General features: G+C 63.0%; 17 protein-coding genes. 8 read left to right on the top strand and 9 right to left on the bottom strand.

Features of this window, described 5'->3' with window-relative positions; translation table 11 throughout:
- Positions 1-136 precede the first annotated feature (136 nt).
- Positions 137-682 (bottom strand): DUF1353 domain-containing protein, encoded by a 546-nt coding sequence (locus HMPREF9695_RS12850; RefSeq protein ID WP_006021275.1) that lies wholly within the window; start codon positions 680-682, stop codon positions 137-139.
- A 291-nt stretch (positions 683-973) separates the two neighbouring features.
- Here HMPREF9695_RS12850 and HMPREF9695_RS12845 point away from each other — a divergent pair, with 291 nt between their 5' ends.
- Positions 974-1,273: an usg protein gene (locus HMPREF9695_RS12845; protein WP_024919035.1), complete on the top strand. Its 300-nt coding sequence runs from the start codon at positions 974-976 to the stop codon at positions 1,271-1,273.
- 165 nt (positions 1,274-1,438) lie between these two features.
- Here HMPREF9695_RS12845 and HMPREF9695_RS12840 read toward each other — a convergent pair whose 3' ends face one another.
- The 5 genes from HMPREF9695_RS12840 to HMPREF9695_RS12820 all read right to left on the bottom strand — a co-directional run bounded on the left by HMPREF9695_RS12840 (position 1,439) and on the right by HMPREF9695_RS12820 (position 6,480).
- Positions 1,439-2,182, bottom strand: a complete 744-nt coding sequence (locus HMPREF9695_RS12840; protein WP_006021273.1) for an SDR family oxidoreductase — start codon at positions 2,180-2,182, stop codon at positions 1,439-1,441.
- Positions 2,183-2,241: 59 nt separating this feature from the next.
- Entirely contained in the window at positions 2,242-2,988 is a 747-nt protein-coding gene (locus HMPREF9695_RS12835; RefSeq protein WP_006021272.1) for a proteasome-type protease, read from the bottom strand.
- A 196-nt stretch (positions 2,989-3,184) separates the two neighbouring features.
- Positions 3,185-4,009 (bottom strand): transglutaminase family protein, encoded by an 825-nt coding sequence (locus tag HMPREF9695_RS12830; protein WP_006021271.1) that lies wholly within the window; start codon positions 4,007-4,009, stop codon positions 3,185-3,187.
- Between the two features lie 107 nt (positions 4,010-4,116).
- Complete coding sequence (locus HMPREF9695_RS12825) at positions 4,117-5,061, bottom strand: alpha-E domain-containing protein (protein ID WP_006021270.1); 945 nt, start codon at positions 5,059-5,061, stop codon at positions 4,117-4,119.
- Positions 5,062-5,064: 3 nt separating this feature from the next.
- On the bottom strand, positions 5,065-6,480 hold the full coding sequence (locus tag HMPREF9695_RS12820) for a circularly permuted type 2 ATP-grasp protein (protein WP_006021269.1): 1,416 nt from the start codon (positions 6,478-6,480) through the stop codon (positions 5,065-5,067).
- A 257-nt stretch (positions 6,481-6,737) separates the two neighbouring features.
- Between HMPREF9695_RS12820 and HMPREF9695_RS12815 the strand changes: the two genes are divergently transcribed.
- From HMPREF9695_RS12815 to HMPREF9695_RS12800, 4 genes are all read left to right on the top strand, one after another.
- Positions 6,738-7,475, top strand: a complete 738-nt coding sequence (locus tag HMPREF9695_RS12815; protein WP_006021268.1) for a competence/damage-inducible protein A — start codon at positions 6,738-6,740, stop codon at positions 7,473-7,475.
- Positions 7,472-7,894, top strand: a complete 423-nt coding sequence (locus tag HMPREF9695_RS12810) for a PaaI family thioesterase (protein ID WP_006021267.1) — start codon at positions 7,472-7,474, stop codon at positions 7,892-7,894. The genes HMPREF9695_RS12815 and HMPREF9695_RS12810 overlap by 4 nt, the downstream gene beginning before the upstream one ends.
- A gap of 156 nt (positions 7,895-8,050) precedes the next feature.
- On the top strand, positions 8,051-8,557 hold the full coding sequence (gpt, locus tag HMPREF9695_RS12805; protein WP_006021266.1) for a xanthine phosphoribosyltransferase: 507 nt from the start codon (positions 8,051-8,053) through the stop codon (positions 8,555-8,557).
- 148 nt (positions 8,558-8,705) lie between these two features.
- Positions 8,706-9,407 (top strand): DUF2270 domain-containing protein, encoded by a 702-nt coding sequence (locus HMPREF9695_RS12800; protein WP_006021265.1) that lies wholly within the window; start codon positions 8,706-8,708, stop codon positions 9,405-9,407.
- Here HMPREF9695_RS12800 and HMPREF9695_RS12795 read toward each other — a convergent pair whose 3' ends face one another.
- Together HMPREF9695_RS12795 and HMPREF9695_RS12790 are read right to left on the bottom strand one after the other, a co-directional pair.
- Positions 9,408-10,310 (bottom strand): GNAT family N-acetyltransferase, encoded by a 903-nt coding sequence (locus HMPREF9695_RS12795; protein ID WP_006021264.1) that lies wholly within the window; start codon positions 10,308-10,310, stop codon positions 9,408-9,410. It lies immediately after the preceding gene.
- Between the two features lie 37 nt (positions 10,311-10,347).
- Positions 10,348-11,370 carry a methionine synthase gene (locus tag HMPREF9695_RS12790; RefSeq protein ID WP_006021263.1) on the bottom strand — a complete coding sequence of 341 codons (1,023 nt, stop codon included), beginning with the start codon at positions 11,368-11,370 and terminating at the stop codon, positions 10,348-10,350.
- 307 nt (positions 11,371-11,677) lie between these two features.
- On the opposite strand from HMPREF9695_RS12790, the gene HMPREF9695_RS12785 reads away from it, so the two are divergent.
- The 3 genes from HMPREF9695_RS12785 to HMPREF9695_RS12775 all read left to right on the top strand — a co-directional run bounded on the left by HMPREF9695_RS12785 (position 11,678) and on the right by HMPREF9695_RS12775 (position 14,346).
- Positions 11,678-12,373 carry a glutathione binding-like protein gene (locus tag HMPREF9695_RS12785; RefSeq protein ID WP_006021262.1) on the top strand — a complete coding sequence of 232 codons (696 nt, stop codon included), beginning with the start codon at positions 11,678-11,680 and terminating at the stop codon, positions 12,371-12,373.
- A gap of 173 nt (positions 12,374-12,546) precedes the next feature.
- The gene (locus HMPREF9695_RS12780; RefSeq protein WP_006021261.1) at positions 12,547-13,164 is read left to right on the top strand and encodes a 2-hydroxychromene-2-carboxylate isomerase; all 618 of its coding nucleotides are present in this window, start codon (positions 12,547-12,549) and stop codon (positions 13,162-13,164) included.
- A 207-nt stretch (positions 13,165-13,371) separates the two neighbouring features.
- Positions 13,372-14,346, top strand: coding sequence for an NADPH:quinone oxidoreductase family protein (locus tag HMPREF9695_RS12775; protein WP_006021260.1), 975 nt, complete (start codon positions 13,372-13,374; stop codon positions 14,344-14,346).
- A 4-nt stretch (positions 14,347-14,350) separates the two neighbouring features.
- Here the strand turns inward: HMPREF9695_RS12775 and HMPREF9695_RS12770 are convergent, their stop codons facing one another.
- Positions 14,351-15,247 carry a crotonase/enoyl-CoA hydratase family protein gene (locus HMPREF9695_RS12770; protein ID WP_006021259.1) on the bottom strand — a complete coding sequence of 299 codons (897 nt, stop codon included), beginning with the start codon at positions 15,245-15,247 and terminating at the stop codon, positions 14,351-14,353.
- Positions 15,248-15,378 lie beyond the last annotated feature (131 nt).

Below are 15,378 nucleotides of genomic sequence, written 5' to 3'. Positions count from 1 at the left end.
TTCAAATGTTAGCAGTCATGGTAGGCGAGTGCTACCGCAACTGACACGGACATAGGCCGATGGCGGGTGCCGGGCAAGGGTCTTTAGCAGAAAAATTGGCACTCTGATTTGACGGCTGCCAATTTTTGCTCAAGCGTTAACGCGGAGCCGGCCCCTCGTTTCCGGGCGATTGGGGCGGAGGCGGAGGTGTCCCGGTCTGCCGCCTGCGCTTGCTCACAATGTCCAGTTCCGGCCGGGGCGCGACCTCGGCGGGGATCGGCTTGTCGTTTTTCCAGGCCATGGCGCGGGCGGCCTGCAACGACAGGAAACCAAAGGTGCGCACCGCCGCCCACATGATCCATCGGGTGAAGAAACCGACGCCGGAGACTTGCATCGCCTCATAAAAGATCGCGTCGGCGCGCTGCCTGGTCGGCGCCTCCGGGTGCCGCTCGGTGCCGGGGCGTAGCTCGTTGTAAAGGTAGTCGTGGACCACAGCGGCCCGGCTGTAGCGGCCCCACGTCGGCAGGAATGACTGGAAGAGACGCGGGATCGATGCGCCGTCGGTCTCGAACAGCTTGTGAACCTCGATCACGTGGCCGGAGTTCTCGTCGCCGACCTCATAGACCAGCGGCTGTTCAAGCCGCCACGTTCGGCAATCGACGTCGAGCTGCGTGATGGTGAGTTCGCCGGTGAAACGGCTCATGGCCCCGCTCCATATTGACGGGATGCGAGAGTCGCACGGGCGCGGCGAACTGTCAGCAGCAACCTTGTCAGCAGTCGCGGTAAGGTGCTGCTAATGCATTGAAAGATAACACTTTATTTAACATTTGAGCTTGTGATGAAGCTTCGTATTGGGTCAGATTCTCAGACAGCGCGTTTGTTCGCGACGTGGAATCCGGTTCGCGACTTGCGCGCTCAACAGAGAGTGGGTGCGAGCGCGTTCGACAAAACCGGTTGCCACTGTTTGCCGATCGCCTCCACCAAGGAGGTACTGATGGTCCCGAATGCTACCGTTTCTCAGGGCAACGTATCTGAGGACTTCAAACGGCAACTCGCCGGTTACGGCCTGACGACGGCCGAAATTCTCTACCGGCGCCCCGATCACCACTGGCTGCTGCAATCCTACGTCTGGCAGAACTACGACCTGTTCCCGAAATTTCCGGCGCTGAAGGATTTTCTCGCCTTCTGGCAGGAGAAGCTGGAGGGACCGCTGGTCTCGGTCACCGTCGCGCATTCCAAGCTGATCAAGCCGGCTGAGATCAAGGCGATCGACGGCATGTTCCGGCTGCACTGAGCGGGTCGCGTCTCAATTCCTCGCCGTCATGGCCGGGCTTGTCCCGGCCATCCACGTCTTTCTGGATCTCCGGAAAAGATAAAGAGACGAGGATCACCGGGACAAGCCCGGTGATGGCGACAGAGTATGTTGAGACTGCGCCGCGCGATTAAGAACCGTCTGGGTTCACCCGCGTCCGACGAACGGCATCTTGGTCGCCATGATGTTGAGGAATAGCGCGTTGGCGTCGAGCGAGCGCGTGGCCATGAACACGATGGCGTCGGCGACGTTCTGAACATCCATGCGCGGCTCGACCATGGTGTCGCCGCGCGGCTGCAACACACCGCCGGCCATGCGCTCGGTCATCTCGGTGGCGGCATTGCCGATGTCGATCTGGCCGCAGGCGATGTCATAGGCGCGGCCGTCCAGCGCGGTGGCGCGGGTCAGGCCGCTGATGGCGTGCTTGGTCGCGGTGTAGGGCGACGAGAACGGACGCGGCGCATAGGCCGAGATCGAGCCGTTGTTGATGATGCGTCCGCCGCGCGGCGTCTGGTCCTTCATGATGCGGAAGGCGTGCTGGGTGCAGAGGAACGGCGCGGTAAGGTTGGTCGCCACTGTGGTCTGCCACTGCTGCAGGCTGAGATCTTCAAGCGGCACCGGCGGCGTGCCGACGCCCGCGTTGTTGAACAGCACGTCGAGGCGGCCGAACGCGTCCATGGTCTTCGCGAACAGCGCCGCGATCGAGGCCGGATCGGTCATGTCGCTCGGCACGACGAGGCTCTTGCCCAGATCCTTGCCGGCCTTCGCGGTGTCTTCCAGCGCATCCTTGCGCCGTCCGGCCAGCACCACCGAGAAGCCGGCCTTCATCAGCGCCAGCGACGAGGCGCGTCCGATTCCAGAACCCGCACCGGTGACGATTGCGACTTTCATTGGTTTCTCCCTTTTTACGCCGCTGCTGCGGCTTGTTCTGATTTTTAGTATGGCGGGCGTCAGGTCTTCTGACCGTAAGGCGGACGCGGAATGCTCTGATGCGCGGCGCGCAGCGCCGCCGACCAGCGCGAGCGCAGATCGTGGAAATACGGTTCGCCCGCCTCGATGCGATAGTTCACCTCGGCATCGAGCACGTCGGGACGCACCAGCAGAATGTCGATCGGCATGCCGACGCCGAGATTGGACCGCATCGTCGAATCCATCGACACGAGACCAACTTTGAGCGCGTCGTACAGATCGACGTCATAGGAGATCGCGCGGTCGAGCACCGGCTTGCCGTACTTGTGCTCGCCGATCTGCAGGTAGGGTGTGTCGGTGGTGCACTCGATGAAGTTGCCGGCAGTGTAGATCATGAACAGACGCATCCGCGCGCCCTTGATCTGTCCGCCGAACAGGAACGACACGTCGAACGAGATGTCCTCCGCGCGCAGCGCGTTGCCCTCGAGTTTATGCACCTCGCGGATCGCCCGGCCGATCCGCTGCGCCGCCTGAAACATCGTCGGCGCATTCATCAGCGTCTCGACTTCGCCGGTGATCGGGTCCTCGAACCCCTCGTTCAGTGTCGAAATCACCGACTGGCTGATGGCGAGATTGCCCGCGGTGGCGATCGCCATGATGCGCTCGCCGGGGCTGCTGAAGATGTGCAGCTTGCGGAAGGTGGAGATGTTGTCGAGACCCGCATTGGTGCGAGTGTCGGCCATCATCACAAGGCCGTCACGAACCAGAATTCCGCAGCAATAGGTCATCAGTTCAAATCTCCAGACCGCGCATTTCTACGCGGCGGGGAGGGATGGGGCAACCGGGGAGCTTTCGTGCCCCGGACGCGGTGCGGCGTGCAATGCCGCTCCGCAGAGCCGGGGCCGTACAAAACCGTGCGCGTAACGGTCCCGGCTCAGCGATGCACCGCTTTCGCGCTGCATCGCGTCCGGGACAAGAATGTCGTCAGCTCTGGCTCTGCCGCCCGGCCTGATCGACCCGCACAGCGACTTCGAGGGTTTCCGTGCCGCCCCCGTAGCGGGTGCCGCGCGTCGGGGCTGCGCTCAGATAGTCGAGCCCGACCGCGACCCGGACATGGGCGTCGGTGGTGCAGATCGCGTTCGCGGCGTCGAAGCCGACCCATCCGAGTCTTTCGACATGGGCCTCCGCCCAGGCATGTCCGGCGTCCTGCGCGATCATGCCGTCCGAGCGCAGCAGATGCCCCGAGATATAGCGGGCGGGGACACCGGCGCTGCGCGCGCAGGCAATGAAGATGTGTGCGTAATCCTGACAGACGCCGCGCTTGAGTGCGAAAGCTTCCGGCGCAGACGTGCCGGCGTGGGTCGGATCGGTATCGAATGTCATGTGATCGTTGATCTGAAGCATCAGCGCATGGAGAAAGCCCAGCGTGTCTCCGGCTGCTTCGGTGTAGAGGTCGCTGGCGAACTTCGCCATGGCGGCGTTGACTTCGGTCAGCGGCGTCGCGCGCAGGAACAGGCTCGGCGGAAAACGCTCGTCGGTGCCGCGCAGCACGCCGCCGGTATCATGCGTCTCGACCAGGCCCTCGACATGGATGGTCAGGTCCGAGAGCGCGCCATGGGTCAGAACATGCGTGACGTTGCCGAACGCATCCTGATGCACGTCGAGGCGTGTATCGGTGGAGACGTCGATCTGCCAGTCGGCGACATATTGTCCGTCATGGCTGCCGGGCGTCATGCGCAGAATCTGGATCACGCCGGTCGCCGGCGGCTCATAGCGATATGTCGTCGAGTGGGAAATCTTCAGGCGCATGGCAAAGCCGCAGTTTCGTGAGAAGGGCGTCAGTAGCACAACGCTGTCATTGCATTGTCGCAAATACGCATCGCAATGACGGGATGCAGCCCTGCATTCCGGGCAACTCAGATCAGATACTGTTTCGAAATGGTATCGCCCAGACGCGCGTTGTCTGCAATGAACTCCTGGATGAATTCATGCAACCCGCGCTGGAACAGGTCATCCATGTGCGCGTGTTCCAGCCGGTTGCGGACGCCGCGCGCGTGGCGCTGTGCGGCGCCCTGGCGCCCATAGGCGACGCCGATCTGGTCGAGATTGCGCACCAGATTGCCGTAGCAGCTCGCCAGCGAGCGCGGCAGCGATTCATTCAGGATCAGCAGGTCGGCGATCAGCCACGGTTTCAGCGTCTCGCGATACACCCAGTGATAGGCGGTGAGCGCCGAGACCGACCGCAGGATCGAGGTCCACTGATAGTAGTCGAGCGGGCCGCCGACATGTTCTTCTTCGGGCAGCAGCACGTGATACTTCACGTCGAGGATGCGCGCGGTGTTGTCTGCGCGTTCCAGATGCAGCCCGAGCCGCGAGAACCAGTAGGCGTCGTTGCGCAGCATGGTGCGGTAGGCGGAGCCGTCGAAGCGCAGCGATGTCTCCTGCACGAAGCGAAGAAACTTGGTCAGGTCCTCGCGCGTCTTTGCGCCCTTGGGCCAGCAGGCATGCAGTTCGATCCACGCGCTGTTGATGGTGTCCCACATCTCGCTGGTGAGCGCGGTGCGCACCGAGCGCGAATTCAGCCGCGCGTTCTCGATGCAGTTGCGGATCGAGGACGGATTGTCGGGCGAGAACGACAGGAAATCGACAACGGTGCGCTCGTTGGCCTCGTCGTGAAACCTGTAAAAGATGTCATCGATGCCCGCCGTGAGCAGCGCGGATTCCCATTCGTTGCTCTTGCCGACATAGGCGTCGGGCAGCGCGGTGGCGCGCAGCGTCGCCTCGATGGTACGGGCGAGATATTCCGCCCGTTCGACGTAGCGGGCCAGCCAGTACAGACTTTCTGCGGTGCGCGACAGCATGTGTTACTCGAGAATCCAGGTGTCTTTGGTGCCGCCGCCCTGGCTGGAATTGACCACGAGCGAACCTTCCTTCAGCGCCACGCGGGTCAGACCGCCGGGCACAACGGTCACGTGATCCTTGCCGGTCAGCACGAACGGCCGCAGATCGACGTGACGCGGCGCGAGGCCGGACTCGGTGCAGGTCGGACAGGTGGAGAGCGCCAGCGTCGGCTGGGCGATGAAGCCTTCCGGCTCCTTCATCAGTTTGGCGCGGAAGGCCTCGATCTGCTCCCTGGTGGCGGCGGGGCCGATCAGCATGCCGTAGCCTCCGGAGCCGTGGACCTCCTTGACTACGAGGTCCTTCAGGTTGTCGAGCACGTATTTCAGATCCTTCGGCTCGCGGCAGCGATAGGTCGGGACATTCTTCAGGATCGGCTCTTCGCCGAGATAGAATTTCACGATATCCGGCATGTAGCTGTAGACCGCCTTGTCGTCGGCGATGCCGGTGCCGACGGCATTGGCCAGCGTGACGTTGCCGGCGACGTAAGCCGACATCAGGCCGGGAACGCCGAGCACCGAGTCGGGGCGGAAGGTGAGGGGATCGAGGAAATCGTCATCGACACGGCGATAGATCACGTCGACGCGTTTCAATCCCTCGGTCGTGCGCATGAACACCTCATCGTTCTTGACGATGAGATCGCGGCCCTCGACCAGTTCGACGCCGAGCTTGTCCGCCAGGAACGAATGCTCGTAATAGGCCGAGTTGTAGATGCCCGGCGTCAGCAGGGCGACGGTGGGCTCGGCCTTCGAGGTGAGCGGCGCGACCGAACGCAGGGCGGCCAGCAGTTCGTCGGGATAGTTCTCCACCGGCGCCACGCGATGCCGCGCGAACAGGTCCGGAAACAGCCGCATCATGATTTCGCGGTTTTCCAGCATGTAGGACACGCCGGACGGCGTCCGCGCATTGTCTTCCAGCACGTAGAAGTTCTCGGAATCGACGCGCACGATGTCGATGCCGGCGATATGGACATAGACGTCGTGGGGGACATCCTGCCCGTTCATTTCCGGCCGAAACACCGGGTTCTGGAAGATCAGGTCGTCGGGGATGATCTTGGCGCGGAGAATGTCGCGGTTGTGATAGATGTCGCCGAGGAACATGTTGAGCGCCTTCACGCGCTGCTTCAGTCCCTTTTCCATTGTCGTCCATTCCTTGCCGGACAGGATCCGGGGAATGACGTCGAACGGGATCAGCCGCTCGGTGGATTCGGCCTCGCCGTAGACCGCGAAGGTGATGCCGATACGCCGGAATAAGAGTTCTGCTTCCTGGCGCCGGTATTCTAGCGCGTCCGGAGGGGTCTCCTTCAGCCAGAGGCTGAGCTCGTGGTAGGCGGAGCGAAGGTCTCCACCGGTCCCATTCATTTCATCGAAGGCAACTGACATAAACCAGAACGCTTCTCTCTGCGGCGGGATACCAGATCCGCTGCTCAAACTGATGGTAGCAAGGCTTGGGCCAGCGCGATATGCATTGCCTGCGGGCAATTGGCGTGACCTTGCGTCGATCTGCCTGAAAAACGGGCGGGCGGTTGCCCAGGGATGCGGCAAAAGCTCGTGACTTCAATGCGTTGCGTACGCCAAGGTTCCGGGCGTACCGGTAGGATGGCCGGCACACCGGTTCGGGGACAGGTAGGAGAGTTAAGATGAGTGAGATCGTCACCGCCGGCATTCTTGTGATCGGCGATGAAATCCTGTCCGGGCGCACCAAGGACAAGAACATCGGCTTCATCGCCGAATACCTGACCAACATCGGCATCGACCTGAAGGAAGTGCGGGTGGTCGCCGACGACGAGGACGCGATCATCTACGCGCTCGACTCGCTGCGCCAGCGCTACACCTATGTCTTCACCACCGGCGGCATCGGCCCGACCCACGACGACATCACCGCCGACAGCGTTGCCAAGGCGTTCGGGGTCAAGATCGACCATCACCCCGAGGTTGTCGCACGCTTCAAGGAGCGCTTCGGCGCGGACCTGAACGAGGCGCGGCTGCGGATGGCGCGCATCCCGGACGGGGCGGAGCTGATTTCGAGCGCGACCATCCTCGCGCCAGGCTTCAAAATCGGAAATGTCATTGTGATGGCCGGCGTGCCCTCGATCATGCAGGCGATGATGGACATCGTCTCGCCGAAGCTGAAATCCGGCGTGCGGATGCTGTCGGAGTCGGTGCGCGCCAATGCGCGGGAAGGCGACATCGGCACGCCGCTGCGCGCCATCCAGGAAGCGCATCCCGATACCAGCATCGGCAGCTATCCGTTCCTCGACGAGAACGGCAAGCCGAACACCAATGTCGTTGTGCGCTCGCGCGATGAGGCCAAGCTGCGCGCGGCGATGACGGACGTCGAAGCCATGCTGGCAAACCTCAAGGTCGCCAAAATATGAGCGAGCGATTTTTCGAGGCCATCGCCGCGGGGAAGCTTCCGCCGCCGGAATGCGCCAAGACGCTGGGCCTTGAAATCATCGCTTACGATCTGGATGCGCATACCGTGGAACTGGGGTTCGACGGCAAGCCGGAGTTCGCCAATCCCATCGGCATCGTGCAGGGCGGTTTCCTGTCCGCGATGCTGGACGATTGCATGGGGCTCGCGTCCGCAACCATGATGAACGTCGGAGAGTTCGCGCCGACGCTCGCGCTCAATGTCCAGTTTCATCGTCCGGCGAAGATCGGCAAGCTCAAGGGCTTTGGACGTGTGACGATGCGCGGCAAGGAGATATTCCATCTTGCCGGCGAGCTGTTTCAGGATGACAAGCTGGTGGCGACCGCCAATGCGACGTCGCTGTTTCGTAAGATCGCGTTGTGATGGCGGGAGCCGTCAGGTCCGAGAGCGCACTCCCTCTCCCCGGCGGGGAGAGGGTTGGGGTGAGGGGGCTCGATTTGTCGAGAGAGCGTACGCCCTCACCCGGATTGCTTCGCAATCCGACCTCTCCCCACGGGAGAGGTGAAGGGGAGATCGACGATGAGTGACGAGGGCGCGCGCAAACCGTTCCCGGTGTCGTGGGACCAGTTTCACCGCGATGCGCGGGCGCTGGCATGGCGGCTGAGCGGGGCGGGGCCGTTTGAAGCCATGATCGCAGTCACGCGCGGCGGCCTTGTGCCAGCGGCGGTGATCGCGCGCGAGCTCGGCATCCGCGTCATCGATACGCTGTGCGTGTCGAGCTACAGCCACACCTCGCAGGTGAGTGAGCCGACCGTCCTTAAGGGCATTTCCGACGCGGTGTCGCGGCTCGGCGGCGGCACCGGCAAGGGGTTGCTGGTGGTCGAAGACCTCGTGGACACCGGCAAGACCGCGCGCATCGTGCGCGATCTGGTGCCGCAGGCGCACATCGCCGCGGTCTATGCCAAGCCCATGGGCAAGCCGCTGGTCGATACGTTCATCACGGAAGTCTCGCAGGACACCTGGATCTTCTTTCCGTGGGACACGGGACTGTCGTATCTGCCGCCGATCAAGGACGGGGCGGCGTAGACTCGTTTGACTTCTCCCCGCAGGCGGGGAGAGGGAGAAGGCGGGATCGCGCGGCGTAGTGCGCTGCAACGACCGAACACGCTGGAACCTCACCCGCCGACCTCATAATCTGCGATCATCGATGATCTGGATGTGGAGGATCGGGACCATGACCGGCAGCATGATCGAAAACAAACGCGCGTTCGACTCCTCCGATATCACCGCGCTGTCACATCTGTATCGCGGCGAACTTTACCGCAGCACGGTCTGGCGCACGAGGCTCGATGCCACCACTAATTGGGCGGTCCTGACCACCGGCATTGCGCTGTCCCTGACGTTCAGCAGCGAGCATGCGTCGCCTCTGCCGCTGGTGCTGGTGGGGCTTCTGGTCGCCACGTTCCTGTTCATCGAAGCGCGGCGTTACCGCTTCTTCGATTTCTGGCGCATGCGGGCGCATGTGCTTGAGGTGCAGTTCTTCGGGCCCATTCTCAGGGGCGAGGGCGTCCAGACCGCGAATGGCTGGAACGAGATTCTCTATCAGGATTACAAGGCGCCCAACCTGCACATCAGTTACCTCGAGGCGGTCGGCCGGAGGCTTCGCAACAACTACTGCTGGATTTTCGCGATCCAGGTCACCGCCTATCTCGGAAAGCTTCTGATCCATCCGGAGCCTGTCGCCTCGCTGCACGAACTGTTCGCGCGGGCAACCGTCGGGCCGATCCCCGGCCAGCTTGTGCTGTTTGCCGGGCTGATCTTCCATGCGACCTGGATCACCATCGCGCTGGTTACATATCGCAGCCGGCGGGGCGCGGGGCGCGCGCGGCCGCCAACTCCTGAAAAGGATCAGTTGCTGGATCTGGCGCGCGGATAGTCACATGAAGCCTGGATTGCGCGGCATATACCGAGCCCAGTCGCCGACATTTCGCGTTGCCATCAGGACCATGGGCAATGTGATGCGCATCCGGCTGTCGGTGGCGATCTGAAGACATGCGTCGGCGGTGCCGGGGATAAACGCCGAAACCTGCGGCGAGCCGCCCTCAAGCGCGAGGTTCACCGCGGCTCTGAAGGCGGGGCCGAGGCTTTCAGGCTTGGTCACCGCGAGAGGGCCGACATGACCGCTCGCGCTGACGTAGGCGTAGCCGAGGCACCTGTCCCCGTCGTGAAGGGTCACGCCGCGCGTCGCGCTGTCGCTCATCAGAAACCGGTGGTGCTTTTCGCGTGAGACGCCGAGCGCAGCGATATCGATCTCCGCGAGCGCCCGCATCCGGGCGTCGGTCTGCTCCAGCGGAACGCAGACCGGCTGATCGCCCTGCAGCCGGCCCATCAGACGATCCCGGGCAACCGACATCATGTAGATCGGAAATCCCGGGAGCAGGCCATGCCGGATATAGAGACCTTGCGACACCGTGTTGAAGCTGAACGTGATCAGCGCCCTGCGCGTCGCACCGGCGGCCTGCGCGTGCGCGAAGGTGCGTCTGATCAGTTCATCGCCGATGCCGGCGCCCTGACGGTCAGGCGAGACAAACAACTGGGCGAGAAACCACAGATCGCCGCAAACCCAGCTCCAGGCAAAGCCGACGATGTTATTGTTGTCTTCGGCGACCCACAGGCCGGCCGAATCGTCCCGCAGCGAGAACATCTGAAAGTGCGGCGGGTGGGTGCTGGCAATCGCGCCGAATCCGTGCCGCCCGGTCAGATCGTTGATGCTGCCGACCACCAGCGCATCGGCCCGCTCGAGATCTTGCGTCTGGGCGGGCCGGTACACGATTGTCATGAGACCACCTCCGCTGTCGGTGCCAGGTCTGTAAAAGTTACCCCAGTTTCTGCCGCGCGAGCTTCGCGCCCGCACCGAGCGCGCGCAGCTTGGCTTCCGCGATGTCGCGCCGCATCGGCGCCATGCCGCAGTTCGTGGTCGCGACGATGTTTTCCTTCGGCACGAACTTCATCACAGCCTCGATGGTCTTCACCACATCGTCCGGCGTCTCGACAATGTCGCTGGCGACGTCGATCACGCCGGCCTGCACGATTTTGCCTTTGAGCAGCGCGAGCAGTTCCAGCGGCACATGCGAGTTACGGCACTCGATGGCGACCTGCTGGATCGGGCTCTTGTCGATGGCCGGGAAGATCTGTTCGTATTGCCGCCATTCGGCGCCGAGCGATTCCTTCCAGTCGGTGTTGGCCTTGATGCCGTAGCCGTAGCAGATGTGGACGGCGGTCTTGCAGGTGAGGCCGGCGGCGGCGCGCGTCAGCGCTTCGATGCCCCAGTCGTTCACTTCATCCATGAAGACATTGAACGCGGGTTCGTCGAACTGGATCATGTCGACGCCGTCGGCCTGCAAGGCCTTGGCTTCCTGATTGAGCAGTTCTGCGAAGGCGAACGCCATCTTCACGCGGTCGCCGTAATAATTGTCGGCCAGCGTGTCGATGATGGTCATCGGACCGGGCAGAGTGAATTTCAGCTTGCGCGTGGTATGCCCCCGCGCGGCGCGGGCCTCGAGATCGTGGACGCGGCCTTTCAGTTTCAGCGGCGCGACCACCTGCGGCACCATCGCCTTATAACGGTCCTTGCGGATTCCCATTTCGACCTTGTGGGCGAAATCGATGCCCTCGACGCGTTCGAGAAAGCCGTGGACGAAATGCTGCCGCGCCTGCTCGCCGTCGGTGACCAGATCGATGCCGGCGTCTTCCTGGATTTTCACCCAGAGCAGCGTCGCATCGCGCTTGGCGCTGGCCAGTTCCGCGCCCTTGAGCTTCCACGGCGCCCACAGCGTATTGGGCTCGGCCAGCCAGTCGGGCTTCGGCAATGAACCGGCGATGGTCGTTTGAAACAGCATAGGACGCTTCCATTCTTATTGTTTGCTTGGCTGGGTGCCTATCTGCCATGTCCGGGGCCTGGCATACAAGCTATTCGCGTGCTCCACCTCTCCCCGTTCTTACGGGGAGAGGTCGGATCGTGAAACGATCCGGGTGAGGGGCGAGCGTGCAGCGCGAAAGATTTGCCCCTCACCCCAACCCTCTCCCCGCAAAGCGGGGAGAGGGAGCGCATCGCGGCCATGCGTGAGTTCTAAGGTAGCGTGTCTCTCAAGCGAGAGTTAGGATCGTGCCTCGCTCTTCCGGCTGTTCCTCACTCGCGGACATCTCATGATCGATCTCTATTATGCGCCGACACCCAACGGGTGGAAAATCTCGATCATGCTGGAGGAACTCGGGCTGCCTTATACGGTGTTTCCGGTGAACATCCGCACCGGCGAGCAGTTCAAGCCGGAATTCCTCGCGATCAGCCCGAACAACCGCATTCCCGCGATCATCGACCGCGCACCCGCCGACGGGCGTGAGCCGATCCCGATGTTCGAGACCGGCGCGATCCTGATCTATCTGGCCGAGAAGACCGGGCGCTTCCTGCCGCAGGATGTGCGCGGGCGCTTCAAGGTGATCCAGTGGGTGATGTGGCAGATGGGCGGGCTTGGCCCGATGCTCGGCCAGCATGGGCACTTCGCGCTCTATGCGCCGGAGAAGATTCCCTATGCCATCGAGCGCTACCGCGACGAGGCCGCGCGACTGTATGCCGTGCTCGACCGGCAGCTTGGCCGGACCGGCGCCTATGTCGCGGGCGAGGAGTATTCCATCGCCGACATCGCCTGCTTTCCCTGGACCATGACCCACAAGGCGCAGGGGTTCACGTTTGACGACTTTCCGAACCTCAAGCGCTGGTATGCGACCGTGCGCGCGCGGCCGGAGGTGCAGAAGGGGCTGTCCGTCGGCAAGTTCGACAAGACGCCCTTCACCGAGGAGCAGCGCAAGAACATGTTCGGCAAGACCGCGCAGCAGGCGCAGTGATTTTCAACCTCTCCCCGTTTTACGGGGAGAGGTCGCGAGCAACGCGAGCGGGTGAGGGGCCGGCATCGTATTGTGAAGTTGCCCCTCACCCCAACCCTCTCCCCGCAAGCGGGGAGAGGGAGCGATAACGAGAATCGTGCGACGTCAGGCGCACAACATAAGGAAACGCCATCATGATCGAGTTCTTCTTCGACTGTTCCAGCCCGTGGACCTATCTCGCGTTCACCAACATCCAGCCGATGGCGAAGGAGCTTGGCGCGCCGATCACATGGCGGCCGATTCTGGTCGGCGGAATCTTCAACACCGTCAACAAGGCGATGTATGAGACGCGCGCCAATCCGGTGCCCGCGAAACAGGCTTACACCGCCAAGGACATGCAGGACTGGGCCCGGCTCGCCGGCATCAAGATCACCATGCCGCCGACGATATTTCCGGTGAACGCGGTCAAGTCGATGCGCGGGTGCGTCTGGGTCCAGCAGACCGCGCCGGACAAGCTCGTTCCTTATGCGACGGCGGTGTTCGAAGCCTATTGGGGCGACGATCAGGACATCTCGAAGGACGAGGTGCTGACGAAAATCTGCGAACGTGTCGGCATCGATCCGCAAAAATTTTTCGCAGGGATCGGCGAGCAGTCCGTCAAGGATCAGCTCAAGGCCAATACCGACGAAGCCATCGCGCGCGGCGCATTCGGTTCGCCGACGATCTATCTCGACAAGACCGACATGTACTTCGGCAACGACCGGCTGCCGCTGATCCACGCCAAGCTGCTCGAGATGAAGGCGACGGCGTAATTGCTGTTGTCCTGGCGGATGGTACGGATCAGGACGCGGGCGTGATGCGTTCCCTCTCCCCGTCGGGGAGAGGGGTGGGGTGAGGGGGCTGGATGCCTGAAATGAAATTCGAACCCCCTCACCCGGATTGCTGCGCAATCCGACCTCTCCCCCACGGGGAGAGGTGAAGCACACATCGCATCGTTATTGCAGATAAGGATCAATTGAATGCCGCGCGCCGTTGTCTGCCGCGAACTCGGGCCGCCTGAATCCCTGAAGCTGGAAGATGTCCCACGTGCCGCGCTGGCACCGGGTCAGGTGCGCATCGCGATCCATGCGGCGGGACTGAATTTTCCCGACATCCTGATGGCGGCGGGGGAGTATCAGCTCAAGCCGCCGCTGCCGTTCACGCCGGGGATGGAAGCGGCCGGCGAGGTGATCGAGATCGCGGGTGCAGATGGCATCAATGTAGGCGACAAGGTGATCGTGAAGGCGCGGTTCGGCTGCTATGCCGACGAGATCGTTGTGACGCCCGATCAGCTCGTGCCGCTGCCTGCGGCGTTCGACTACGCGCAGGGCGCGGCCTTCTTCGCCGCGCACGGCACGGCCTGGCATGGGCTGCATGATCGCGCGCAGATCAAGCCGGGCGAGGTGCTGCTTGTGCATGGCGCGGGCGGCGGCGTCGGCCTCGCCGCTGTTGAGCTTGGCAAGGTGTTCGGCGCGACTGTGATCGCGTGCGCCTCAAGCGAGGAGAAGCTGGGGGTCGCGAAGCAGCGCGGCGCGGATCATGGCGTGCTCTACGGCCGCGAGCCGTTCAAGGATGCGGTGAAGCGCATCACCGATGGACGCGGCGTCGACGTGGTGTTCGATCCGGTGGGCGGCGAGATTTTCGAGGACAGCCTGCGGTGCATCGCGTGGGGTGCGCGCCTCCTGGTGATCGGCTTCACCGGCGGCGTCGGCGTGGCGAAGACCAATCTCTTGCTCATTAAAGGCGCCAGCGTGCTCGGCGTGCGGGCGGGGGAGGCGGTGCGCAAGAACCCGGCGCTCGGCGTTGCGCGCCAGCAGGATCTCACGCGTCTTGCGAACGAGCGCGGCATCAGCCCCAACATTTCGCATCGCCTGCCGCTCGAAGATTACGCGGCGGCGATGCGACTGCTGATGGACCGCCGCGCCATCGGACGCGTGGTGCTGACGATGCGGTAGGCCTCTACTTGTATTCCCGCTCGGTCCACCACGGGAAATACGACGGCATGTCCTTCGACACAGTCTGCACGAATTTCGCGGGCCGCTTTTCCAGGAATGACATCACGCCTTCGCGCACGTCGGCAGACTGGCCGCGCGAATAGATGCCGCGGCTGTCGACCTTGTGGGCCTCCATCGGATCGTCCGCGCCCAGCATGCGCCACATCTGCTGGCGGATCAGCGCGATCGACACCGGCGCGGCGTTCTCCACGATCTCGCGCGCGATGGCGCGGGCCGTGGTGATTAACTCATCCGCGGGCACGACCTTGCTGACGAGGCGGCCGGCGAGGGCTTCATCGGCTGGAAACACGCGGCCGGAATAACACCATTCCAGCGCCTGCGAGATGCCGACAATGCGCGGCAGGAACCAGCTCGATGCCGCTTCCGGCACGATGCCACGCCGGGCGAACACGAAGCCGAACCGCGCATCGACCGAGGCGATGCGAATGTCCATCGGAAGCTGCATGGTGACGCCGATGCCGACCGCCGCGCCGTTGATCGCGCCGATCACGGGCTTCAGGCACTTGAAGATGCGCAGCGTCACACGCCCGCCGCCGTCGCGCACCGCATCGTCGCTCCATTCGACTTCGCCGTTCGGGCGCAGCGGCGCAGTCTTGCGATCGGACCGCGCGGCCCGGTCGAATGTCGCACCGCCTTCCGAAAGATCAGCGCCCGCGCAGAACGCGCGTCCCGCGCCGGTCACGATGATGGCGCGGACGTTGTCGTCGGCGTCGGCGGCATCGAACGCTGCGATCAGTTCGTCCATCATGACATGCGTGAACGCATTCATCTTGTCCGGACGGTTCAGCGTGATGGTCAGGATATGGTCCTGAACCTCGTATTTGATCTGCTGATAAGCCATCGACGCTTTCTCTCCCGCTGGTTTCTTTTTGTTAATGCCGTTTGAAAGGCCATCCTAGCGCGTCTCCTCAAGTGCTGGCAATTTGCGCAGACGGGACGCCACTATGCGATGGACGTTTTAAACGGCGGGGC

Source organism: Afipia broomeae ATCC 49717 (assembly GCF_000314675.2).
Lineage (GTDB): Bacteria > Pseudomonadota > Alphaproteobacteria > Rhizobiales > Xanthobacteraceae > Afipia > Afipia broomeae.
The sequence above is the reverse complement of the archived record's forward strand: the minus strand, read 5'-3'. Positions and strand labels throughout refer to the sequence as shown.